At 29.1% G+C, this 24,505-nt stretch carries 19 protein-coding genes and 1 pseudogene; all 20 read left to right on the top strand.

The genetic code is table 11. From position 1 onward, the window contains the following. Nucleotides 1-88: 88 nt before the first annotated feature. The 20 genes and pseudogenes from JYG23_RS02345 (at nucleotide 89) to JYG23_RS02440 (ending at nucleotide 24,484) form a co-directional block, all read left to right on the top strand. Entirely contained in the window at nucleotides 89-2,800 is a 2,712-nt protein-coding gene (locus JYG23_RS02345) for a calcium-translocating P-type ATPase, PMCA-type (RefSeq protein ID WP_207236850.1), read from the top strand. Nucleotides 2,801-2,987: 187 nt separating this feature from the next. Continuing rightward, a pseudogene (locus JYG23_RS15085) lies at nucleotides 2,988-3,653 on the top strand (MATE family efflux transporter); the annotation flags it as partial. Continuing rightward, nucleotides 3,639-4,247: an MATE family efflux transporter gene (locus JYG23_RS15090; RefSeq protein ID WP_242631660.1), complete on the top strand. Its 609-nt coding sequence runs from the start codon at nucleotides 3,639-3,641 to the stop codon at nucleotides 4,245-4,247. The pseudogene JYG23_RS15085 and the gene JYG23_RS15090, both read left to right, overlap by 15 nt. A gap of 242 nt (nucleotides 4,248-4,489) precedes the next feature. Continuing rightward, entirely contained in the window at nucleotides 4,490-7,759 is a 3,270-nt protein-coding gene (locus JYG23_RS15080) for a S8 family serine peptidase (RefSeq protein WP_207236853.1), read from the top strand. Between the two features lie 166 nt (nucleotides 7,760-7,925). After that, nucleotides 7,926-8,276, top strand: a complete 351-nt coding sequence (locus JYG23_RS02365; protein WP_207236854.1) for a TIGR04086 family membrane protein — start codon at nucleotides 7,926-7,928, stop codon at nucleotides 8,274-8,276. A 73-nt stretch (nucleotides 8,277-8,349) separates the two neighbouring features. After that, complete coding sequence (gene scfA / locus JYG23_RS02370; RefSeq protein ID WP_207236855.1) at nucleotides 8,350-8,490, top strand: six-cysteine ranthipeptide SCIFF; 141 nt, start codon at nucleotides 8,350-8,352, stop codon at nucleotides 8,488-8,490. A gap of 163 nt (nucleotides 8,491-8,653) precedes the next feature. Continuing rightward, nucleotides 8,654-10,000, top strand: a complete 1,347-nt coding sequence (gene scfB / locus JYG23_RS02375; protein ID WP_207236856.1) for a thioether cross-link-forming SCIFF peptide maturase — start codon at nucleotides 8,654-8,656, stop codon at nucleotides 9,998-10,000. A gap of 87 nt (nucleotides 10,001-10,087) precedes the next feature. Then, the gene (secD, locus tag JYG23_RS02380) at nucleotides 10,088-11,368 is read left to right on the top strand and encodes a protein translocase subunit SecD (RefSeq protein ID WP_207236857.1); all 1,281 of its coding nucleotides are present in this window, start codon (nucleotides 10,088-10,090) and stop codon (nucleotides 11,366-11,368) included. After that, nucleotides 11,358-12,254, top strand: a complete 897-nt coding sequence (gene secF / locus JYG23_RS02385; protein WP_207236858.1) for a protein translocase subunit SecF — start codon at nucleotides 11,358-11,360, stop codon at nucleotides 12,252-12,254. The genes secD and secF overlap by 11 nt, the downstream gene beginning before the upstream one ends. A gap of 178 nt (nucleotides 12,255-12,432) precedes the next feature. Further along, a complete protein-coding gene (locus JYG23_RS02390; RefSeq protein ID WP_207236859.1) occupies nucleotides 12,433-12,975 on the top strand; it encodes a LapA family protein in 543 nt (180 codons plus the stop codon). After that, nucleotides 12,950-14,866 (top strand): single-stranded-DNA-specific exonuclease RecJ, encoded by a 1,917-nt coding sequence (recJ, locus tag JYG23_RS02395; protein ID WP_207236860.1) that lies wholly within the window; start codon nucleotides 12,950-12,952, stop codon nucleotides 14,864-14,866. Before JYG23_RS02390 ends, recJ begins: the two co-directional genes overlap by 26 nt. 12 nt (nucleotides 14,867-14,878) lie before the next feature. After that, nucleotides 14,879-15,391 (top strand): adenine phosphoribosyltransferase, encoded by a 513-nt coding sequence (locus JYG23_RS02400; RefSeq protein ID WP_207236861.1) that lies wholly within the window; start codon nucleotides 14,879-14,881, stop codon nucleotides 15,389-15,391. 51 nt (nucleotides 15,392-15,442) lie between these two features. Continuing rightward, on the top strand, nucleotides 15,443-17,626 hold the full coding sequence (locus JYG23_RS02405) for a bifunctional (p)ppGpp synthetase/guanosine-3',5'-bis(diphosphate) 3'-pyrophosphohydrolase (RefSeq protein ID WP_207236862.1): 2,184 nt from the start codon (nucleotides 15,443-15,445) through the stop codon (nucleotides 17,624-17,626). Between the two features lie 8 nt (nucleotides 17,627-17,634). Further along, on the top strand, nucleotides 17,635-18,084 hold the full coding sequence (gene dtd / locus JYG23_RS02410) for a D-aminoacyl-tRNA deacylase (RefSeq protein WP_207236863.1): 450 nt from the start codon (nucleotides 17,635-17,637) through the stop codon (nucleotides 18,082-18,084). Between the two features lie 10 nt (nucleotides 18,085-18,094). Further along, nucleotides 18,095-18,727 (top strand): MBL fold metallo-hydrolase, encoded by a 633-nt coding sequence (locus JYG23_RS02415; RefSeq protein ID WP_207236864.1) that lies wholly within the window; start codon nucleotides 18,095-18,097, stop codon nucleotides 18,725-18,727. Nucleotides 18,728-18,751: 24 nt separating this feature from the next. After that, nucleotides 18,752-20,245, top strand: a complete 1,494-nt coding sequence (gene hemZ, locus JYG23_RS02420) for a coproporphyrinogen dehydrogenase HemZ (protein WP_207236865.1) — start codon at nucleotides 18,752-18,754, stop codon at nucleotides 20,243-20,245. Between the two features lie 52 nt (nucleotides 20,246-20,297). After that, nucleotides 20,298-20,576 carry a late competence development ComFB family protein gene (locus JYG23_RS02425; protein WP_207236866.1) on the top strand — a complete coding sequence of 93 codons (279 nt, stop codon included), beginning with the start codon at nucleotides 20,298-20,300 and terminating at the stop codon, nucleotides 20,574-20,576. A 327-nt stretch (nucleotides 20,577-20,903) separates the two neighbouring features. Continuing rightward, entirely contained in the window at nucleotides 20,904-21,869 is a 966-nt protein-coding gene (cbiB, locus tag JYG23_RS02430; RefSeq protein WP_207236867.1) for an adenosylcobinamide-phosphate synthase CbiB, read from the top strand. A 20-nt stretch (nucleotides 21,870-21,889) separates the two neighbouring features. Then, nucleotides 21,890-22,963, top strand: coding sequence for a histidinol-phosphate transaminase (locus tag JYG23_RS02435; protein ID WP_207236868.1), 1,074 nt, complete (start codon nucleotides 21,890-21,892; stop codon nucleotides 22,961-22,963). A gap of 15 nt (nucleotides 22,964-22,978) precedes the next feature. Further along, entirely contained in the window at nucleotides 22,979-24,484 is a 1,506-nt protein-coding gene (locus tag JYG23_RS02440; RefSeq protein ID WP_207236869.1) for a cobyric acid synthase, read from the top strand. Nucleotides 24,485-24,505 lie beyond the last annotated feature (21 nt).

Consider the following 24,505-nt stretch of genomic DNA (forward strand, 5'->3'; position numbering starts at 1 on the left):
CAATTTTATAGGCTTTTTTATATACTATTATTCTAATTACAAACTTGTCTCATATATATAGATATATAACTCATAAGCGGAGGTAAAAATGTCTATAAAGAAAAAAAAATCAAAAAAATTTAGTGGATTAACGGATAAAGATGTTAAAAAATCAAGGATTAGATATGGCTCTAATGAAATTACTAAGAAAAAAAACAAATCTTTTTTAGCTCAATATGGAGAAAGCTTTGGAGATCCAACAATTAAAATTTTACTAGTTGCATTATTTCTAAATGTCATATTCTTCATAAAAAATTTTAATTGGTTTGAATCAATAGGAATTGCTGTTTCGATTATTTTAGCAACATTGGTATCTACTATATCAGAGTATGGTAGTCAATTAGCATTTGAAAAACTAATGGAGGACTCTAAAAAAGTAAAATGTAAGGTGTGGAGAAATTATGAACTTATAGAGGTGTTAAGCCAAGAAATAGTAGTAGGAGATTTTGTTCAGCTACAGGCAGGTGATAAAATACCAGCGGATGGAATTTTGACTTATGGCTCTATTGATGTTGATCAATCAGCTTTAAATGGAGAAACAGAAGAAATTCACAAGATTGCAATAGTTGATTTAAATGAAACAAAAATGAATGATAAAAACTTGTTAAATCCCAATATGTTATTTAGTGGTGGGATAGTTTGCGATGGAGAAGGTATAATGTTAGTTCATGCTATTGGTGATAGTACATTTTATGGAACATTAGCATTAGAATTGCAAGAAGAAAAACAAGATAGTCCACTGAAAAAGCGACTAACACAATTAGCAAAAACAATTAGTAGATTTGGATATTTGTGTGCTATATTGATATTTTTATCATCCTTGTTTAATTCAGTAGTTATAAGCAATGATTTTAATATAGTAAAAATTGCAACATATATATTTACGCCATATGCTTTAATTCATGATGTGATAAGAGCAGCTCTTCTTGCAGTAACTATTATAGTTGTAGCTGTACCTGAGGGTTTGCCGTTGATGATAACAGTAGTTTTATCATCAAATATGAAAAAGATGGTAAAAGATAATGTATTGGTTAGAAAACTTGTAGGAATTGAAACAGCAGGAAGTTTAAATATTCTTTTTACCGATAAAACTGGAACATTAACAACAGGTAAATTAAAGGTAGATACTTTTATTTCAGGTGATTGTACGAGTTATAGAAGTTCGTATGAATTAAATAAATGTAAAAAACTATGGAGATTATTATACATATCGTCAATTTATAATAATAGTTCTCAAAAGGGAATAGAAAATCACAAAAAGACAATAATCGGAGGTAATTCAACAGATAAGGCTATATTTGAGTACGCTCTAAGGCATCCAGTTAAAAATTTGAATATAAACAAACTAGATATTATTCAGTTTAAAAGTGAAAATAAATATGCAACTACTAGTATTTCGGGTGATTTAAATATAACACTTATAAAAGGAGCTCCTGAAAAAATATTACCAAAATGCACAATGTATTATGATATTAATGGTAATAAGTCAAATTTAAATAATATTTTTACTATAACCACTAAAGTAAGAGAATTATCCAATAATGGTATAAGAGTTCTTGCTATTGCAACATCTGAAAAACATATTTCACAAGGTTCTCAAGAAAATAATTTTTCAAATTTAACCTTGGTAGGTGTAGTGGGTATAAGGGATAAAATTAGAGAAAATGCATATGAAAGCATTGATGAGGCTACAAAAGCAGGTGTGCAAATTATCATGATAACAGGTGACGGAAGAGATACAGCAACTGCTATTGCAACAGAGTTAGGATTGTTGGAGGATAAAAATAAAAGAGTAGTAATTACATCAGATGAACTAAATAAAATGGAAAACAAAGAAGTAAAAAGAATTTTTCCATCACTTAAAGTAGTTGCAAGGGCACTACCAAGTGATAAAACAAGACTTGTTAAAGTAGCTCAAAATATGGGTATGGTAGTAGGAATGACAGGCGATGGAGTTAATGATGCTCCGGCTCTAAAAAAAGCAGATGTTGGTTTCTCAATGGGTAGTGGTACTGAAATAGCTAAAGAGGCAAGTGATATAATTATTTTGGATAATAACTTTTTATCAATAACAAAAGCGATACTTTATGGAAGAACAATATTCAAAAGCATAAGAAAATTTATTATATTTCAGCTGTCTATCAACGTTTGTGCAGTTGGAATATCGTTGATAGGACAATTTATGGGGTTTGATACACCTATAACGGTAGTTCAAATGCTATGGATTAATATGGTTATGGATACACTTGCGGGCTTAGCATTTGCTGGTGAATCGCCACTTCCAGAGTATATGGAGGAAAAGCCTAAAAAATTGAATGAAAAAATTATTAATAAATACATGGGTTCGCAAATTTTGTTTGCAGGAGTATTTACTACGTTAATGTCAATAGCTTTTTTGAAATTGCCTATAATCAATAATTTGTTTAGGCAATCATCAAATGATAGATATTTGCTCACAGGATTTTTTGCATTTTTTATGTTTGCAGCAGTATTCAATAGTATGAATGCAAGAACTCAAAGATTGAATTTATTTGCACATTTATTTAAAAATAAAGCATTTGTAGTTATAATGACTCTTGTTTTAGTAACTCAGATAATTTTAATTTACTTTGGGGGACCAGTTTTTAGGGCATATGGATTAACGTTAAAAGAGCTTAGAATATGTATTATGTTTGCCTTTTTAGTAATTCCAATAGATTTAATTAGAAAGGCATTACTAAGAATGAAGGCTACAAAAGAGGAAATTGCAAAATTTTTATAGTATAAAAATGTTTATTTATAAAAAAGATTATTTAAAAATTATTTTTGAAAATCTCTTGACATTAGTATGATACTATAGTTTAGTATTATACATAGAGGTGATATCAATGAAAAAAAATTTTTTTAGGTATGTGGTACCTTCTGTTTTAGCAATGTGGGTATATGCTTTATACACTATGGTGGATGGCATGTTCGTTGCTAAAGGTGTTGGTGAATATGCATTAGCTGCAATCAATTTATCGATGCCAATGATAAATACAATATTTGCTGTTTCAATATTATTTGCTATTGGAACTTCAACAATTACATCAATTTTCTTAGGTCAAAAAGAAATAAGAAAAGCAAAAGAAGCTTTTAGTATGAATATGAGTGTGCTTTTTGCCACTTGAATAGCTTTTATTGTTTTATGTTTGCTTAACATTGATGCTTTAGTTAATTTTCTTGGAGCAACAGATGCTACAAGGGAATATGTTAAGGAATATTTAACAATAATATTGTTCTTTAGTTGCTTTCAAATGTTGTCTTATTATATGGAGGTACTAGTAAAAGCAGATGGTTATCCTAAATTAGCAACAATCGGTGCATGCACCGCAGCTTGTTGCAATATAGTTTTAGACTATATATTTGTTATTAAACTAGGTTTTGGGATTAAGGGTGCAGCTTATGCAACAGGAATTGCCCAAATGCTTTCCGCAACACTGTTTTTTATACATTTTCTGAGAAAAAAATCTATATTAGGATTTTGTAAATTTAGAATTAGTTTATCGACAATTAAACGTACACTATGTATTGGTTTTCCAGATTTTATAGCTGAAATTTCAACAGGAATTACTATATTTATGTTTAATAAGGTAATATTGCTTACGATAGGTGATATTGGAGTTGTAACATATACTGTTATTTCATATGCAAGTAATATGGTTTTAAATACAATGCTTGCTGTATCACAAGGTGTACAGCCACTTATAAGCTTTAATTTTGGTAAAAAAGATAATAATGCTATATTTATTTATTTTAAATTAGCACTAAAAGTAGTAACTGTTTTTTCAATATTATCATATGGAATTTGTACTGTGTTTTCCAATACAATTTGTAGAGTGTTTATAAATTCTAATGAAGTTAATTTAATTAATTACTCAATTAAGTCATTAAGAATTTATGCTCTATCCTATTTAATAGTTGGATATAATGTCGTGTTAGCTGGTTTTTATTCATCTGTAGAAAAACCAAAATTTGCACTAGTTATATCTCTTGGCAGAGGACTTATAGTTATATCAATTGTTCTTGTATTTATGACAAATCTATTTGGAGATACAGGCATTTGGTTATCACCATTTATATCTGAAATATTGGTTTTAATTGTTTCGATTGGAATATTTATAAAACAATTTTTGTGCTATTTCAACAATAAAAAAATATCAAACAAAATAAAAATAATTCAACAATAATATAAATCTAAAATTATCAAAACATGAGGATTACACCTCATGTTTTTTCATACGCATAATAAATTATTTTATACAAAAATTTCCTTTAATTCACTGAATTATTGTGTCAATTTATAAATTATAAAGTAGAATAATATGTTAAAGCTCAGATAAACGTTGAAAAATAGGGAAAAACACAGGTTGACTTTGAATTGTATGCTATGTAATATTAAGTTAAAAATACAAAAGGGGTGTTATTTGTTATGAAAAAGTTTAAATTTGTCTCTATGTTTTTAACATTTCTATTGCTAATGTCATGCTTTACAAGCTCATTAGCAATAGAGCAAGATCAAACAGTTCAGCTATTAAGTCAGAAGCATAATAGTGAAGAAAAGATTAAGGTTATAATAGAGTTATTTGATGAAAGTATTATAGACCATAGTGTAAATCAAAACTTAAATTCCAAAGAATTTATTCAATCTAGTCAAGCAAAAGCTTTAAGAAAAAAATTGGTAGGAACACAAAAACAAGTTCAAGAGCAAATAAGTAAGCAATTAAATTATGCAATAGAGTATAAGCATAATTATACTTATACATTTAACGGTTTTGCAGCAAAAATTCATGCATTAGATTTGGACAAGATAAAGGCGTTGCCAAATGTAAAAGATGTTTATGTTGATGTAAAGTATGAAAGACCAACTCCAGATATGACATCTGCAACTGACATAACATATGCTCCATTAATATGGGATTTGGACTATAAAGGAGAAGGAACAGTTGTAGCAGTTATAGATACAGGCATAGATCCAAACCATGAATTGATGGTTTTGTCAGATGACAGCACAGCTACACTAACTAAAGATAGCATAGCTGCTGTTTTAGGAGAATTAAATGCAAAAGAAATCAAAAATAATTTAACTGTAGATGGTGTTTATCAATCAGCTAAAATGCCATATACATTTGATTATGCAGACAGTGATACAGATGCAACTGTAGGAAATAGCGAACATGGCGTTCATGTTTCAGGTATAATTGGAGCAAATATGGCTAATTGTCCAGAACAGTTTAACGGTGTTGCACCAGAAGCACAGATAATTGGTATGAAAGTATTTTCTGATGCTGAGGATGGAGCATATTCATCAGATATATTTGCCGCTGTTGAAGATTCAGTAACACTTGGCGTTGACGTAATGAATTTAAGCTTAGGTAGCCCTGCTGGATTTACCAAATATGTAGGTTATAAAGAGTTAGATTCTGCAAGAATATATGACAATGCAAGAAAAGCTGGAGTAATAGCTATGATTTCAGCTGGAAATGAAGATCATATAGGCGCAGGCGGAAATTATATGGGTTATCCAACTACTAAAAATACTGACACAGCATTAGTTGGAAGTCCATCAAGCAACTATTCTGCAACATCAGTAGCAAGTATGGAAAACACATTTCAGAATTCTAAATACATTTATAGTGCAAGTTTAGATAGACGTATTGTATATGCTGATATATCTGAAGATAACCCAGATGGCCAATTCCCATTTATAGAAACATTGAGTGGTTCTACATATGAATATGTATACTGCGGAATAGGTGAAGAAGAAGACTTTGAAGGGAAAAATTTAGACGGCAAAATAGCATTAATATCTAGAGGTGCTATAAATTTTAGTGATAAGGTTGCTAATGCGGCTATACATGGTGCAATAGGAGCAATTGTGTTTAATAACAGAGATGAAGATAGATTAGTAAATATGTCTGGTACTGAAACTCAATCAATACCATCATGCTTTATATTTATGGAAGATGGTATAGCACTTTTTAATGCTGAAGTTAAAGAAATAACGGTAGATAACGAACTTATTGGATTGGTACCTAATAAAACAGCTGGTCAAATGAGTGGTTTTACATCTTGGGGACCAAATCCTGATTTATCATTCAAACCTGAGGTAACTGCACCGGGTGGTAAAATATATTCTACTATAAGCAATAATGAGTATGCTGTTATGAGTGGAACATCAATGGCAGCGCCTCATGCAGCAGGTGGAGCAGCTCTTGTAAAACAATATATAAATGAAAAATTCTCTAACTTGAAAGATACAAAAAAAGCAGAATTAGTGGAAAATTTAATTATGAGTACTTCTCGTGTAATGTTAGATCCAGATTATTATCAATATTCACCTAGAAGACAGGGTAGTGGTTTGTTGAATCTATATGGTGCAATAAATACAGAAGCATATCTATTGAATAAGAAGACTGGAAAAGCAAAAGTTGAATTAAAAGACAAATTAGGTGATGAGTATAAGGTAACTTTTGATGTAATAAATTTTTCTGATGAAACAAGAAACTATGAATTGCAAGGTTCTGCATTGACGGAACAACCTGTAGGTTGGCCTTATAGTGAAAATGAGTATGTTACGTTCCCTAATGCGTTAATAATTTCATCTGAAATGACTTACAAAGGTGAAAGTATCAATGTTGTTTCAGATGTATCAACATCAAGTGCTATAATAACTGATGGCGAAGCTACAATAGAAGTTAAACCTAACAGTAAAGCTACAATAACTATAAATGTAAAATTGGATAGTGAATATACAGATGCTTTATCAAGTATTTATAGCAATGGATTTTTCGTTGAAGGATTTATCGAATTACTAGCTTTGGATGAAGGGGAACCTAATTTAAGCATACCATATATGGGATATTACGGAGAATGGGATGCTGCTCCTATCGTTGATAGTTTCTTATTATATGATGGAAGTTCATTCTATTTTAATTATAATAATTACTATTATGGTGGACTTATGTATTCACCTTCAAATGGTAGTATATTAGGGATAGATTTCAACGGAATGACTGATTACAATTATATTACAATAACTCCTAATGGTGATGGTAAAGAAGATGACATAACAGCTAATATTGCTTTATTAAGAAATGCAAGAAATATAGCTATCAGTATAAAAGACGCAGATAATAAGCTTATTAAAAAACTTTCAAGTGATGATTATTATAGAAAAGAAGCATATGATGCAATATATGATATGATTTCAACAACTGATTTTACAGATGGTGGTACATGGGATGGTACTGATAAAAAAGGCAACGTAGTAGAAAATGGACAATATTATTATGAAATAGTAGCAAATATTGACTATAAAAATTCTACTCCACAAACATACCAAATACCAGTATTTTTGGATACAGCAAAGCCTAAGATGACTTCATGCTTTATTACAAATAAAGAGGATAGAAAATTATTAAATATTGTATTAGAAGACAATGGAACTATGGGGTATGTCGAATTTTACAATAACGTTGATGAATTATTCTATGAAGATACTGAAGATATAATGACAGATAATGTTAAATCTTTTATCATAGATGTTACAAATGATGAAAATATTACAATTGTTTGCTCAGATTTAGGAGAAAACATTTTATCTCAAAAGCTTAATATACAATATATAGAAGACAATCCTCTAGTAGGAGAAATATCTATAGATGATACCGAGCCAATAAGACTAATAAGTACAAAATAGTAATAAATCCATAAAAATAAGTTTGATTGCTCAATTAATTATAATAAGTAGTTAAGAAAAAGCAGAACCATTAGAAAATAGTGGTTCTGCTTTTATATTTGGTTATTTACAATAATTTAATCATAAATATACTAAATAGTAATATATTTAGTATAGGGGGGAGAGTATGAAAATCACTTATTTATTAAAATTTTCAGTATTAATGATGATATTGATACTTTTGATGTTTTTGATATTATCACTAATAACATATTTTTTCGAATCAAGCAAAATAGTAGGGTACATATATAATTTTGTAGCGCCAATATGTATTTTTGTAGTAGCGTTTTCATATGCTATGAAATGTGGAGAGAGAGGTTTGTTAAGGGGACTTGAGGTTTGGGCAGTATATTTCATAATTATTAGTTTTCTCAAATTCACCGTGTTAGAGGGTGCTAATATTAATATGTTGAAACACTTAATCTTTATTCCTGTTGGAATAATCGGTGGAATTTTGGGAGTAAATTTTCACAAATAAAAAAAAACTTTTTATTTTATATTAAACATGTTATAATCTAACGGTTAATTAAAGTTTATTTAGGAGGCGTAATATGAAACATATCAAAACTTTAAACAAGACTAAACTTACAGATAACTTAAATCACAAAGGCTGTGGAGAATGTCAAACTTCTTGTCAATCAGCATGCAAGACATCTTGTACTGTAGGAAATCAACAGTGCGAGAATCAATAAATTGTAGTGGTTTTCTACCACTGCTTTTTTATGTTATGTAATGTGACAATTTAATCATTGCATAAAGTAGAATTGCCCACTTTTTATATTAACTAGGGCATTCTTTTTTGTGTAAATGAACTGATGTTAAAATAATATATATAATTAAATTTGGAGGAACTAAATGGTACATTTATTTAAGATTGATGATGTGTTTTCAGCTGTAGATACGAATAGTGGAAGTGTACACATCTTGGATGAAATAACATATGACTTATTGCAAGATGAGTGTTTTAGAACAGAAGAAGAATTAAACAAGTTGTTAAATAAATATAGCAAAGAAGAAATTGATGAAGCTATAGGTGAAATTGAAGAATTAATTAAGAATGGTATGCTTTATACAGAACCTGTAAATGTTAACAAGCACATAAAAACAGCAGTTAAAGCACTTTGCTTAAATGTTGCACATGATTGTAATTTAAAATGTGATTATTGTTTCGCTTCACAGGGGAATTTTGGTGGAACACCATGCTTGATGCCATTTGAAGTAGGTAAGAAGGCATTAGATTTCTTGGTTGCGAATTCAGGAAATAGAATAAATCTCGAAGTTGACTTTTTTGGTGGAGAACCCTTGATGAATTTTGATGTTGTAAAACAATTAGTTCATTATGGAAGAAGCATAGAAAAAGAGCATAACAAGCACTTTAGATTTACGACAACTACTAACGGTGTATTGTTAGATGATGATAAAATAGATTTTATTAATGAAAATATGGACAACGTAGTATTAAGTTTAGATGGTAGAAAAGAAGTTAATGATAGAATGAGAAAAACTATTAATAACCAAGGTAGCTACGATATAATTGTTGAAAAATTTAAAAAATTAGTAGAGAAAAGAAAAGATAAAAGTTATTTTGCAAGAGGAACTTTTACAGCATACAATCTTGATTTTTCAGAAGACGTTAAACATATGCACGAATTAGGGTTCAAAAGTATTTCTGTAGAGCCTGTAGTTACTGAACCAACCGAGCCATATGCATTATTAGATAAACATATTGATAAACTAAAGAGTGAATATGAAAATCTTGCTAGATATTTTGTAGAAGCTAATAAAAATAAAGAAAATGGATTTGATTTCTTTCATTTTTTTATAGATTTTGATAACGGACCTTGTCTTTACAAACGTTCAATAGGATGTGGTGCAGGAGTTGAATACTTAGCAGTAACTCCAGAAGGTGATTTTTATCCATGTCATCAATTTGTTGGTGATGAGAGATTTATCATTGGTAATGTTGATAATGGAATAGTTAAAAAAGAAATCTGCAATGGATTTGGCTGTGTTACTGTAAACAGCAAAGAAAAATGTAGAAATTGCTGGGCAAAATACTACTGTAGTGGTGGATGTCATGCTAACGCATTCAATTTTAATGGTACAATAAAAGAACCATATTCAGTTGGTTGTGAGCTTGAAAAGAAAAGAGTAGAGTGTGCTATTTATATAAAAGCTAAGCAACAGCAAAATATGGAATAAAAATCAAATGCATGTACTATAACTGATTGACTAATTTTGAAAGACGTTATATAATTAGATGTTATATTATACTAAAGGAGAAGAATGATGAAAACAAGAAATACAATAATCTTTGCTATTGTCATAGTACTTGTTGCGTTTTTTGCGTATACTTCGATTTGTGGATTATCAATTGGTAATTTCACTATTGATCCTATTTCTGAAGATCTTGAATTAGGTTTGGATTTAAAGGGTGGAGTATATGTTGTATTAGAAGCACAGACAGATATAACAGGTACTGAGCTTGATAGAAAAATGAAAGAAGCAAAGTTGATAATTGAAGAAAGAGTTAATGGTTTGGGCGTATCAGAACCAAATATTACAATTGAAAGTGGTAACAGAATAAGAGTTGAGCTTGCTGGACTTAAAGACCCACAGGAAGCAATCGATTTAATTGGTAAAACTGCACTTTTGCAATTTGTAGATGCCGAAGGTAAAGTTTTATTAACAGGACAAAATGTTAAAGAAGCAGAAGCTATACTTTATGAAAACAAACCTGCTGTTAGCTTGAAATTTGACTCTGAAGGTGCAAAAATATTCAAAGAAGAAACTAAAAGATTAAGTGAAGCACTTGCAAAGGATCCAAAATATGATACAAGCATATCTATAGTTTTGGACGGAAAAACTCAATCTATGCCATATGTTTCAGAGACTATATCTTCTGGGGAAAGTGTAATATCAGGTAATTTTACAACTGAAAAGGCTGCTAATTTAGCAACTGTAATTAGAGCAGGTGCTTTACCAGTTGAATTAAAGGAAATGGAAGTTTCAGCTATTGGTCCAACACTTGGATTAGAGTCTTTTGATAAAAGTGTTAAAGCAGCATTGATAGGAATTATATTAATATTTATATTTATGATAGCAGTTTATAGATTGCCTGGTATCATAGCAAGTATTGCGTTATCTATATATATACTAATAGTTCTTTCATTTATGATTGCAATTCATGCAAAACTTACATTGCCAGGTATTGCTGGTTTGATACTGTCAATTGGTATGGCGGTAGATGCAAATGTTGTAATTTTTGAAAGAATAAAAGAAGAAATAAAAATGGGAAAAACAACAAGAGTTGCTGTAAAATCAGGATTTAAACGTGCATTAACTTCTATTATAGATGCTAATGTAACTACGATGATTTCAGGTCTTGTATTATTCTATTTTGGTACAGGAATGATAAAAGGATTTGCTGTTACATTGATTATAGGTTTGGTAGTATCTGTATTAACTGCAGTTGTAATTACTAGAGCACTCCTCAACTTAGTGATTAGTATGGGTATAGGCAAAAGCCATAAGTTGTTTGGAGTTAAGGAGGTAAAAAATGAAAATTAATGTTACTAAATATATGAAAATGTTCATTACAATCTCTTTAATAATTATATTTACAGGGTTGTTATTTGTTATATTCAGAGGTTTTAATCAAGGTATTGATTTTACCGGTGGTACACTTATACAAATAGATTTTGGTGAAAAAAAATCTGTTGATGAACTTAGAGAGATAACTGATACTTTAGATAAAAACGCAAGCATAGTTCACGCTGGCGATGATCGATCACAAGTTATTATAAGAACATCAAAAAGTATGGAAAATGATGAGAGACTAGAATTCTTTAAATTATTTAAAGAAAAATTTAATTTATCTGATGAAGCTTTAATTAATCAAAAGAAATTTGAACCTTCAATTGGTGGTGAAACACAATTAAAAGCACTAGTTTCAGTAATAATAGCTACTATTTTTATGCTGATATATATTTCAATTAGATTTGAATTTAGATTTGGTATAGCAGCAATTGTTGCGTTATTACATGACGTGTTAATAAGTGTTGCAGTATATGCAATATTTAAATTGCCGCTTAATAGTTCATTTATAGCTGCAATTTTAACAATAGTAGGTTATTCGATAAATGATACAATAGTAGTTTTTGATAGAATTAGAGAAAACGTAAAAGGTATGAGAAAAGCAACATTTGAAGATATAGTTAACACGAGTGTTGGTCAAACAGTTAGAAGATCTATAAATACATCTATAACAACTTTAATGGCTATAGCTGCGTTGTATATTTTTGGTGTTGAATCAATCAAAGATTTTGCGTTGCCATTAATTATTGGTGTGCTTGCTGGTACTTATTCATCAATATTTATAGCAAGTCCTACATGGTATTTTTTATCAACAAGAAAAAGCAAAGTAAATCGTTACAATGCAAATAAAATAAAATAAAATATTAATTTAATAGTAAAATAGCCAAATTCTAATTGTATTTTTAGTGAATATAATTAGAATTTGTTGTTTTATAAAGAATTTTTCAATAATTTAGTAATAATTATTGAAAATAAGCGTCTACATATAGTATAATAAATTAATTAATTAAATATTATAAATTAGAGAGGAGATAAATATGCAATTTGGTTTTATTTTTGCATTAATTGTTTCAATATTAATTTCTGTTTTTGCTATACAAAATGCTAATATGGTTTCCATTGATTTGTTTTTTGCAAGTTTTCAAATATCTCAAGCAGTAGTAATTTTAGTTTCTGTAGCTGTAGGTGCTATCATAGCAGTAATATTGGGAAGTGTAAGACAAATAAAAGGCATGTCGAATACTAAAGACATAAAAAACAAGTTAAAACTTTTTGAATCTGAAAATGCACAGTTAAATCAAGATATTTTGACTTATGAAAGTGATATTGAAGTATTGCGTAATGAAAAAACGGATCAAGAAGATCAGCTTGCTAAGCTTAGAGTTGAAAAAAGTGAGTATCAGGGAAAAATAGATGAGTTAAAAGTGCAATTAAATGAAAAGCAGCAGTATATTGAAAAGCAGCAGATTGCATTAGAACAACAATGTACTGAAAATGACAATAATGTTACTAGTGAAAATGAAAATATTGATAATGCATATTTAGAAGAGGAGAATGAAAAAGGTCAAACTGAAAGTTAATAGTTTTTCAAGTGATGATATAAATCTCATAACTAAAACATTTGGACTTACTGAGATTTCTGCTAATATTTTATTAAACAGAGGTCTTAATACAGTTGAAAAAATAAACTGTTTTTTAAATCCAAAGTTTAAGTATTTTGAAAATCCATTAAATTTTAAAGACCTTGATTTAGGTTGTAAAAGGATTTTAAAAGCATTAACCAATCATGAGAAAATTTTAGTATATGGTGATTATGATGTCGATGGTACAACATCTATTAGTCAATTTGTTCTTTATTTAAGAGCTGCGGGAGCAGATGTTAATTATTATGTTCCTGACAGAGAAAGCGAAGGATACGGAATAAGTGATGGCTTTCTAAATAAACTTGATAAAATGCAAATAGATTTGTTGATTACAGTAGATTGTGGTATTTCTGAAGTTTGTGCTATTGATAAAATTAATACACTAGGTTTAGAGGTGATTTTGATTGATCACCATCAATGTGGAGAAATTATACCAAACGCTTATGCAGTTATTAACCCTAAACAAAAGGATTGCTTGTCAAAAAATAAGAACTTATGTGCTTCTGGATTGAGTTTTAAGTTTTTATCGCATTTAAATACTTACTTAAAAATTGATAACATTGAGAATACTTTGTTAGAATTAGCGTGCTTGGGAACAATAGCTGATATAGTTGAATTAGTTAATGATAATAGAATTATTACTTATAATGGGCTTAAGTTAATTAATAATACTAAATTAATTGGATTAAAAAAATTGATTGAAGTTGCAGGAATAAAAGACAAAAAAATAGATGCGTTTCATATAGGATATATTATTGCTCCAAGAATAAATGCTGCTGGAAGGATGAGTAGTGCTAAAAAGGCAGTAGAACTTCTTTTGTCAGAAGATGAAGAAGTTGCAGAATCGATAGCTAATGAATTAGAAAGTCTAAATATATTAAGGAAAGAAACTGAGCAATGTATTTTTAATGAAGCAATAAAGAAAATTGAAGATAATTTTCTTTATAAAAAAAATATAATTGTTGTTTCAGGTGAAAATTGGCACGAGGGTGTTCTTGGAATAGTAGCATCTAGGATAACTGAAAAGTATGGTAAACCTACGATTGTTATTTCTGTTAAAGGTGAAATAGGAAAAGCATCAGCAAGAAGCTTAGAATATTTAGATATTTACGAATCACTTTGTACGGTGGATTATTTGCTTGATAAATTTGGAGGACATAAGTTAGCAGCGGGATTGACTATCAAAAAATCCAACATAAATGAATTTTATAATGAACTTAATAAATACATTGATAGGATAGTAAATAAGGATAGTGTTCAGAAGGTTATTTGCGTTGATTCATATATTAATGTAAAAAATATTAATTATACATTGTATGAAGAAATACGTAGATTTGAACCTTATGGTCATGGTAACAGTAAGCCTTTGTTTGCTGTTGTTGATTTTTCAATTTATAATTTAAAAATGGTAGGTAAAGATAAAAATCACATTAGTTTTACAATTGTTGATGATAATTTATCTATTAAAGCAATTGGTTTTGATAAAATTACTATATTGCAGAAAATTCTTTTGTCACCACCGTCAATTATTGTAAGTATTAATGAAAATGAGTTTAGAGGGAATAAAGAGCTCCAATTAATTTTACATGATATAGAAGATTTTATTTATGAAAAGCAAGATATTGATAGTAATAAAATAAGAATAGTTAATTCTGTAATTAATAAAACCAAGTCAAAAATAATAAAGACAAATATTTTTGATTTTGCAAATAAAATTAGCAGACTATATAACACTGAAATTACTGTTGACAATATAATTTGCATATTAGAAAATGAAAGTAATATTGAGTATATTTTAAAAAATGGTATACTATACATTAGAAAATAGTAGGAGGGAAACATGAGTTTAAAAGATAAAATCAGAGTATTTGAGGATTATCCAACGAAGGGGATTAGTTTTAAGGATATAACAACATTATTAAAAGATGGTGAAAGTTTTAGAAAATGTATTGACATGTTAGATGAAAAATTTAAAGATTGTCAAGTTGATATAGTAGTAGGTCCAGAATCAAGAGGATTTATATTTGCAACTCCGCTAGCATATTTATTAAATGCGGGTTTCGTTCCTGTAAGAAAACCAGGTAAACTTCCTGGAGAAACAATAAAGTATACTTATGATTTAGAGTATGGCTCTGATTCATTGGAGATTCACAAAGATGCAATTATAAAAGGTCAAAATGTATTAATTGTTGATGATTTATTAGCAACTGGCGGAACAATGAAGGCAACAGCTAATTTAGTTGAACAATTAGGCGGAAATGTAGTTGGTTTAGGCTTTTTGATAGAGCTAGAGGATTTGAATGGTAGAGATAAACTTTCAGGATATGAAGTAGAATCATTGGTTAAATACTAAAGGTTGGATATTTTCAACCTTTAAATATAACGTAAATAAGGGTGATATCATATGATAGAAAACATTTTAAATAGAATAGAATCGTATAGTCCTACAGCTAATGTTGAAATTGTTATAAAAGCCTATACGTACGCTGAAATGGCACATTCTACAGCTCCCGCTCGCTTATCTGGAGAAAGATACTTTATTCATCCATATAGCGTAGCTATAATATTGTGTGATATGCATATGGATGTTCAAACTATTGCAGCTGGATTATTGCATGACGTAGTTGAAGATACTGGAAAAACTTATGATGACATAGCAAAAGAGTTTGGCAAAGAAATTGCGGATATGGTAGATGGTGTTACTAAATTAAGCAAGGTCAAATATAGAAATAAGGAAGAGCGTCAAGCTGAAAGTTTGAGAAAAATGATTATTGCAATGTCAAAGGACATAAGAGTAGTTATTATTAAACTTGCAGATAGATTACACAACATAAGAACATTAGAATATATGCCTGAAAATAAGCAAAAACAAAAAGCTATGGAAACGTTAGAAATCTATGCTCCAATAGCTAATAGACTTGGTATGGCTTCTATTAAATGGGAGTTAGAGGATATATCCTTAAAATATATTGATAGAGAAGGCTATGAAGATTTAGAAGAAAAAGTAAGTCAAAAGATTGAAGAACGAAGAGAATTTATTAAAAGTATTGTTGATATAATAAAACTTAAGTTGCATGAGGCTAAATTATTCATAGAAGAAGTTACAGGAAGACCGAAAAGTTTGTACAGTATATATAAAAAAATGTATTTTAAAAATAAGCCTTTTAATCAAATCTATGACATTACAGGAGTAAGAATTATTGTTGATTCTGTAAAGGATTGTTATGGAGCACTAGGTGTAGTTCATACTATGTGGAAACCAATGCCCGGTAGATTTAAAGATTATATTGCTATGCCAAAGCCAAATATGTACCAGTCACTTCACACAACAGTTATTGGTCCTGATGGTGAACCATTTGAGATACAAATTAGAACTCTAGATATGCATAGAACTGCTGAATTTGGTATTGCAGCTCACTGGAAATATAAAGAGGGCATAACTGAAGAAAGTGATTTTGATGAAAAATTAAATTGGCTTAGACGAATGCTTGAATGGCAACAAGAAACAAATGATCCTGAAGAATTTATGGAAAATTTAAAGGTTGATTTATATTCAGATGAGGTATTTGTTTTTACACCAAAGGGAGAGGTTATTAATTTACCTATTGGTTCTACACCGGTAGACTTTGCGTATAGGGTTCATAGTGCTGTAGGAAATAAGTGTGTTGGTGCAAAAATAAATAGTAGAATTGTACCACTTGACTATAAATTGAAAACTGGTGATAAGGTTGATATACTAACATCAACGAATAGTAATGGTCCAAGTAGAGATTGGTTAAAAATAGTTGCTAGTAGTCAAGCTAAAGCTAAAATCAAAAAATATTTTAAAGAAAAAGACAAAGATCTTAACGTAACTAAAGGCAGAGAGTTACTTGAAAGGGAAGTGAAAAAACAAGGTTATCAGTTAACTGATTTATTGAAAGATGATTGGATTAAGTTGTGTGCTGATAAGTATAACTTATATACAGTAGAAAATTTATATGCTGCAATTTCAATTGGTTCAATAACTGAAAATCAAATATTTACAAGATTAAAAGGAATATATATAGAAGAAAATAAAGGCAAACTTGATATTATTAATGATAATAAAAAGGATGCTATACTTGAAAAGCCAAAACAAATGAGGCAAGAAAAACATTCTTCTGGTGTTGTAATCAGAGGAGTCGATAATGTGAAAATAAGGTTATCTAGATGTTGTAATCCTGTTCCAGGAGATGCAATTGTTGGATTTATAACAAGAGGCAGAGGCGTTTCTGTCCACAGAGCAGATTGTTCTAATATACTTGATTTTACTGATTCAGATGATGAAAGATTCATCGAAGTAGAGTGGGATGAAGCTAAAAAAGGAACTTTTTTGAGTGAAATACAAATTAAGGCTATTGATAGACCAAAGTTGTTGCAGGATATTACTGGATTATACAATGATGCCAAATTGTATGCTACTTCATTAAATTTAAGAATTAATAAGGAAAAAATAGCTGTAATTGATATAACATTTGAAATATCTGAAACAAAACAGCTTCATGAATTAATTAAAAAAATTAGAAGATTAGAAGGAATATTGGATATATACAGAACAAATAAGTAGGAGTTATTATGAGAGCAGTTATACAAAGGGTAAAACACGCAAGTGTTACTATAGATGATGAAATGGTTGGTAAAATTGACAAGGGTATACTTGTGTTTTTAGGTATTTCAGAAGATGACAATGAATCTGATTTAGACTATGTTTTTAATAAAACAGTTGTATTGAGGATTTTCGAGGATGAAAATGGTAAAATGAATAAGTCATTATCAGATATAAATGGAAGCATTCTTGTAGTTTCGCAGTTTACACTTCAGGGAGATGCAAGAAAAGGAAGAAGACCTAGTTATTCAAATGCTGCAAGACCTGAGAAAGCATTACCACTCTATGAAGAATTTATCACTAAATGCAGAAATGCAAATATAAATACTCAAACGGGAAAGTTTGGTGCAGATATGAAAGTTGAACTTTTAAATGATGGCCCAGTAACAATATTATTGGATAGTACTAAATTGTTTTAAGGAGATATATATGATATTAGAAAGATTAGAGGTTACATCATTTTTGATGAACTGCTATATAGTTGGATGTGAAAAAACTAAAAATTGTGCTATAATTGATCCGGGTGGAAGCTTCACGGTCATTGATGACAAAGTATCGTCTTTAGGTTTAACTCCTAAAATGATATTGCTAACTCATGGACATGCTGACCATATTGGAGCAGTTGAAGAGTTAAAGCATAAATACAATATACCAGTGTATGTTCATGAGAAAGATGTAGAATATTTAAAGAACCCTGAATTAAATCATTCATATGATTTATTTAGAAAAAATATGTCATTAGATTGTGATATAATTATGAAAGATGGTCAAATAATTGAGTTAGGTGAACTGAAAATATTAGTAATTCATACACCAGGTCATACGCCGGGTGGAGTTAGTTTCAAGATAGAAAATATTATTATTACTGGAGATACTATTTTTAATCACTCCATTGGAAGAACTGACTTTGAAGGTGGTTCTATGGAACAGATAATAAGTTCTATTAGAAATAAAATTTTTATATATCCAGATGAAACTGTTCTTTATCCTGGACATAACTCACCAACCAATATTGGGGTAGAAAAAAGAGAAAATATGTTTTTAAAACAATATTATAAATAAAGAAAGAAAGTAAGTAATAAAAATATGATTAAATTTTATTTAATAGGTCATGAATTTGAATATGAGGTTAGAAATGTTTTTAGAATATTTGATTTAAATTCTGACATTGAACTAAATTATGTTTCAACAAACTCTATAAAATTGAGTAATTTTAAGGATGATTTGCTAACAGTTTATAGCGAATTAATTGAGAAGAATGGTTCGTTTTATGGTAGCGCAAGGCTTTTTAAGGGTAATACTTTAATTAATGAAAGAACAATTAATTCAGATGATATTATTATTGAAAAAGCAGATGAGAAAAAACTAAAGAAAACAATAGTAAAAAAATCATTATATTATATTTTGTCTAAGTTTTATGATATAAAAGCAGAGTATGGTTTCTTAACTGGTATTAGACCAAACAAAATACTAACACTTGCAATAAGTAATGGATTTTCAGATGAAGAAGCAAAGGCTATTCTTAGAAATACTTATGAGGTTAATGAAGAAAAAATAGAATTATTATATAATATATATTTGATTCAGAAAAAATATATAGCAAAAGAAGAAAATTTAAAAAATTATAATTTATATATTGGAATACCATTTTGTCCAACTAAATGTATATATTGTTCGTTTGTTTCATTTACAAAATATGATAAACATGAAGTAGACAAGTATGTGCAAACGTTAAAAGTAGAAATAGAAGAAACAATAAAATTGGCTATTAGAAGTGGATTAGCACTTAACACAATTTATTTTGGTGGTGGTACACCTTCTGTGTTGAGCTGTGAAAATATTGACGATATATTTGGTATAATACGAAAATATTATGATATTGACAAAGTAAAGGAAATAACTTTCGAAGCAGGTAGACCTGATACGATTACTGAAGAATTATTATCTTGTATCAAGAAAAATGGTGTAAATAGAATAAGTATTAATCCGCAAACGATGAATGACAATACTTTGAAAGCAATTTCAAGAAGACACACTGTGCAAAATATTATTGATGTATACAATTTAGCTAGAACATATGATTTTGATTCGATAAATATGGATTTAATTATTGGATTACCTGGTGAATGTGCGGATGATGTTAATAATTCAATTGAAAGAGTTATTGACCTAAAACCAGATAATATAACTATTCATGCTCTAGCTTATAAAAAAGGTTCTAAATTGTTTAATTCTACTAAAAATTTATCTAAAGATTATGATATGGTTGAAAGTATGTATCATATAACTAAAGAAAATTGTATAAACTCAAATTATATACCATATTATATGTATAGACAAAAAAATATTAAAGCAAACCTTGAAAATGTAGGATATTGTATAAATGGAAAAGAAAGTATTTATAACATTGTAATTATAGAAGAAATTGAGACTATTCTAGCATGTGGTGCAGGTGCTGTTAGTAAAATACTTAAGGGTAACAATAGGCATGAACGTGTACAGAATTACAAGAATTTAGAAGATTATAATGAAAATATACAAAAAAATATTAAGGAAAAAGAAATTATATTGTTTTCATAATAGTTAAGCATTGTAAAGATACAATAATTATAATTGTATGGGGGGGGAAAATATGATAAAGAACTATATGGAAGTAATGGTCGCTGAAATTTTGACAGATTTACTTAATAATAATAAGGCATACAAGGACATTTGTAAATGTGAAGTTTGCATTGACGATATGATGGCTAAGGCTTTGAATAATATAACACCTTTCTATATTACTAGTAAAAAAGGAAAGATTTATGGCGAATATTTTATCAAAGAAAAACAAAATATAGCACATCTGATTACCGAAGTAGTTAAAGCAATTGATTGTGTTTCAAAAAATCCGAGGCATGATGTTATATAAACACCATAATTAATAAACTTATTATTATAATAAGTTTATTTTTTGTTATTCTAGGTCAATACTTTAATATTAATTTACTAAGAAGAGTTAGTATGAATAAACAGTAGCGCTTAGTAGAACCATCAAATACCTTGCAAAAAAAGGTTTCTTATATTATAATCAATCTTATGAAATAGCTAGTAAGATTAATATTATAGGGATAATAATGAATTAAATTAAATACAATATAATTTTAATTATGCTCCCATTATGGGGGCTTTTTATTTTATTGGTTATTTAATAAATTTATGTAAATTTAGAAATTAATCTAACGTACAATAAAGGTAGGTGCACAATTTGATATCATTAGTTTTAGGTTACATATTAGATTTAATTATAGGAGACCCTCAAAATGCTCCTCATCCGATAAGACTTATAGGGAGTTTTATCAGTAAATTAGAAAATAAATTAAGATGCAAGTGTAAAAATGAGAAAGATGAATATAAATCAGGTGTTATATTATGGTTTGTAGTAGTATTTATCTCTTTTTTAATTCCTTTTTTTATTATAACTCTTGCATACAGATATTTGCCCGTAGTTGTTGCTATAATTATAGATGCGATAATGTGTTATTATATACTTGCTACTAAGTGCTTAAAAGTAGAAAGTATGAAGGTATACGCTAAATTGAAACAAGGTAATATTATGGAAGCTAGAAAATTTTTATCATATATAGTTGGTAGAGATACCAAGAGCCTTGATGAAACTGAAATTGTAAAAGCTTGCGTAGAAACTGTGGCTGAAAATACATCTGATGGAGTTATAGCTCCCTTGTTATTTATACTGATTGGTGGCGCACCGTTAGGTTTTATGTATAAGGCAATTAATACACTTGATTCAATGGTGGGTTACAAAAGTGAAAAATACATCAATATGGGAAGATTTTCAGCTAAAGCAGATGATATAGCGAACTATATTCCGGCAAGAATTTCAGCTTATTTAATGATTGTAGCATCTTTTATCATAAAATTAGACTATAAAAATGCTTATAAAATTTATAAAAGAGATAGATATAACCATTTAAGCCCAAATTCAGCACATACTGAATCTGTATGTGCAGGTGCATTAGATATAAAATTAGCTGGTGGTAGCTATTATGGTGGGACTTTTGTAGAAAAGCCTACTATTGGAGATGACATAAGAAAAATTCAATTAGATGATGTAAAAATATCTAATAAACTTATGTATGCAACATCATGGCTATGTTTTTTTGTTGGAATACTAATTAAATTAATAATAGTAAAAGTAATATAATTTAGAAGGGATTGATTAAAATGAACAAAAATTCTCATGGAGCAGATATATATACAGAAGCAACAACCCATAAGATAAACCAAAATGATATAATAGATTTTTCTTCAAATATCAACCCATTTGGCTTTCCTAAAAGTGTTAAATTTTCAATTATAGAAGCATTAGAGTATGCACATAGGTATCCAGATGTTAATTGTAGGGAACTTAGAAAATCTCTTTCTAATTATGAAAATGTAAATGAAAAGTACATATACTGTTCAAATGGAGCAATAGAGTCTATTTTTAGATTAGTAAATTTTTTAAAGCCTAAAAATGCTTTGATATTGGCACCAACCTTTTCGGAATACGAGCAGGCCTTAAAAAGTGAAAAATGTAGTGTTAATTATTATAATTTAACTGAAGAAAATAATTTTTTAATTAAAGATGATATATTGGATTTTATAGATGATAATACAGATATACTTTTTATTTGTAATCCAAATAATCCGACTGGTCAGCTAACAAGCTATGATATGTTAAAAAAGATTATTGAACACTCAAAAAGAACTGGAACAATAGTTGTATTGGATGAATGTTTCATAGAGTTCGTTGATAACTATCAAGAGTATAGCGTGAAAGATTTACTTGATGAATATAACAATTTAATTATAGTAAAAGCATTTACAAAAATTTATGCCATGGCTGGAATTAGGCTGGGTTATTGTCTTTGTAGAAATGAGCAAATATTAAACGGGATAAAAAAATCTGGTCCTGTTTGGAATGTGTCAACCATAGCTCAAGTTGCAGGAGTTGCAGCTATAAAAGAAACAAAATATGTTGAAAATTCACTTATATACATAAAAGCACAAAGGCAATATTTATATAATGAGTTAATTAACCTAGGATTTAATGTATATGCACCAAGTGCCAATTATATATTTTTTAAATCTCAATATAATTGCAATTTGAAAGAAGAATTGATGAAAAATGGTATGCTTATAAGGTCGTGTGGTAATTATGAGGGGTTAGATAATAGGTATTATAGAGTGGCTGTTAAAATGGAAAATGAAAACAAAAAACTAATAAGTGGCTTAAAAGAAATTTTGGATAAATAGATAGGAGTATAAGATATGGCAAAGGTAATAATGGTACAAGGTACAACGTCTAATGCTGGTAAAAGTATTGTTACTGCAGCATTATGTAGAATATTCAAACAAGATGGATACAAGGTAGCACCTTTTAAATCACAAAATATGGCACTTAATTCCTATATTACTAAGGACGGGCTTGAAATGGGAAGAGCACAGGTAATGCAAGCAGAAGCAGCTGGTATAGAGCCTGATGTTAGAATGAATCCTATATTATTAAAGCCAACAGGAGATAAAGGTTCTCAGGTCATATTAAACGGTTCAGTGCTAGGAGATATGAGTGCAAAAGACTACTATAAACAAAAGACTATGCTAATTCCTCATATCCTAAAATCGTACAATTCTTTAGCGGAAGAAAATGATGTAATTGTTATAGAGGGTGCTGGCAGTCCTGCTGAAATAAATTTGAGAGAAAATGATATTGTAAATATGGGTATGGCTGAACTTGTTGATGCACCAGTTATACTGGTAGGAGATATTGATAGAGGTGGTGTGTTTGCATCAATTGCAGGAACACTGTTACTTTTGACAGATGATGAGAAGAAAAGAGTAAAGGGTACGGTGATAAACAAGTTTAGAGGTGATGTCGATATTCTAAAGCCAGGACTTGATATGTTAGAAGATATAACACATGTTGGTGTACTTGGTGTTATACCATATATGAAACTTCAAATAGATGACGAGGATAGCCTTTCGGAAAGGTTGGACAATAAAAATGAACTTAAACTTATAGATATTGCTGTTATAAAGTTACCAAGACTTTCAAACTTTACTGATTTCAATGTATTTGAAATGTTCAATGGTGTTTCAGTTAGATATGTGTCTAATGTACATGATTTGTGTGATCCTGACATGGTAATTTTACCTGGTACAAAAAATACAATTGAAGACTTGAAATGGCTACGACAAAGCGGGTTAGAAGCTAAAATACAGCGATTTGCACATCAAGGCAAGCCGGTTTTTGGAATATGTGGTGGGTATCAAATGCTTGGTGATAAAATATATGACCCAGAAAGTGTAGAGTCTGGTGGAGAAATTAGAGGATTGGGACTTTTAAATACTGAAACAACTTTTTATCAAGAAAAGATTAGAACACAGGTTAAAGGAAAGTTTAAAGAAATTAATGGACTATATAATTATTTGTCGAATATTGAATTTGAAGGCTATGAAATACATATGGGAGATACAAATACACAAAATGTAGAACCACTTAGTTCTATAAATGTAATTTCTGATACTTTAGCTAATAAAGTTAAAAATGATGGTGTTGTAAATAAAAATGTTGCTGGCTCATATATACATGGTATATTTGACAATAGCAATGTTGCAAATGCAATAGTTGAAATGCTATATGATAGAAAAGGATTAAATAAAGAGGAATTAGAAGGTTTTGATATAAATCAATTTAAAAATTCGCAATATGATTTATTAGCTGATACCGTTAGAAAATCATTAGATATGGATAAAATATATGCTATAATAAAATAAATATAAAAGTAGGGGGTATTT

This window comes from Sedimentibacter sp. zth1, assembly GCF_017352195.1.
In the GTDB taxonomy this organism is placed as follows: domain Bacteria; phylum Bacillota; class Clostridia; order Tissierellales; family Sedimentibacteraceae; genus UBA1535.

Excerpts from the sequence above, each read along its gene's own strand:
- JYG23_RS02345 (WP_207236850.1), top strand. The coding sequence starts at position 89 with ATGTCTATAAAGAAAAAAAAATCAAAAAAATTTAGTGGATTAACGGAT.
- JYG23_RS15090 (WP_242631660.1), top strand. The coding sequence starts at position 3,639 with ATGTTTAATAAGGTAATATTGCTTACGATAGGTGATATTGGAGTTGTA.
- JYG23_RS15080 (WP_207236853.1), top strand. The coding sequence starts at position 4,490 with ATGAAAAAGTTTAAATTTGTCTCTATGTTTTTAACATTTCTATTGCTA.
- JYG23_RS02365 (WP_207236854.1), top strand. The coding sequence starts at position 7,926 with ATGAAAATCACTTATTTATTAAAATTTTCAGTATTAATGATGATATTG.
- scfA (WP_207236855.1), top strand. The coding sequence starts at position 8,350 with ATGAAACATATCAAAACTTTAAACAAGACTAAACTTACAGATAACTTA.
- scfB (WP_207236856.1), top strand. The coding sequence starts at position 8,654 with ATGGTACATTTATTTAAGATTGATGATGTGTTTTCAGCTGTAGATACG.
- secD (WP_207236857.1), top strand. The coding sequence starts at position 10,088 with ATGAAAACAAGAAATACAATAATCTTTGCTATTGTCATAGTACTTGTT.
- secF (WP_207236858.1), top strand. The coding sequence starts at position 11,358 with ATGAAAATTAATGTTACTAAATATATGAAAATGTTCATTACAATCTCT.
- JYG23_RS02390 (WP_207236859.1), top strand. The coding sequence starts at position 12,433 with ATGCAATTTGGTTTTATTTTTGCATTAATTGTTTCAATATTAATTTCT.
- recJ (WP_207236860.1), top strand. The coding sequence starts at position 12,950 with ATGAAAAAGGTCAAACTGAAAGTTAATAGTTTTTCAAGTGATGATATA.
- JYG23_RS02400 (WP_207236861.1), top strand. The coding sequence starts at position 14,879 with ATGAGTTTAAAAGATAAAATCAGAGTATTTGAGGATTATCCAACGAAG.
- JYG23_RS02405 (WP_207236862.1), top strand. The coding sequence starts at position 15,443 with ATGATAGAAAACATTTTAAATAGAATAGAATCGTATAGTCCTACAGCT.
- dtd (WP_207236863.1), top strand. The coding sequence starts at position 17,635 with ATGAGAGCAGTTATACAAAGGGTAAAACACGCAAGTGTTACTATAGAT.
- JYG23_RS02415 (WP_207236864.1), top strand. The coding sequence starts at position 18,095 with ATGATATTAGAAAGATTAGAGGTTACATCATTTTTGATGAACTGCTAT.
- hemZ (WP_207236865.1), top strand. The coding sequence starts at position 18,752 with ATGATTAAATTTTATTTAATAGGTCATGAATTTGAATATGAGGTTAGA.
- JYG23_RS02425 (WP_207236866.1), top strand. The coding sequence starts at position 20,298 with ATGATAAAGAACTATATGGAAGTAATGGTCGCTGAAATTTTGACAGAT.
- JYG23_RS02435 (WP_207236868.1), top strand. The coding sequence starts at position 21,890 with ATGAACAAAAATTCTCATGGAGCAGATATATATACAGAAGCAACAACC.
- JYG23_RS02440 (WP_207236869.1), top strand. The coding sequence starts at position 22,979 with ATGGCAAAGGTAATAATGGTACAAGGTACAACGTCTAATGCTGGTAAA.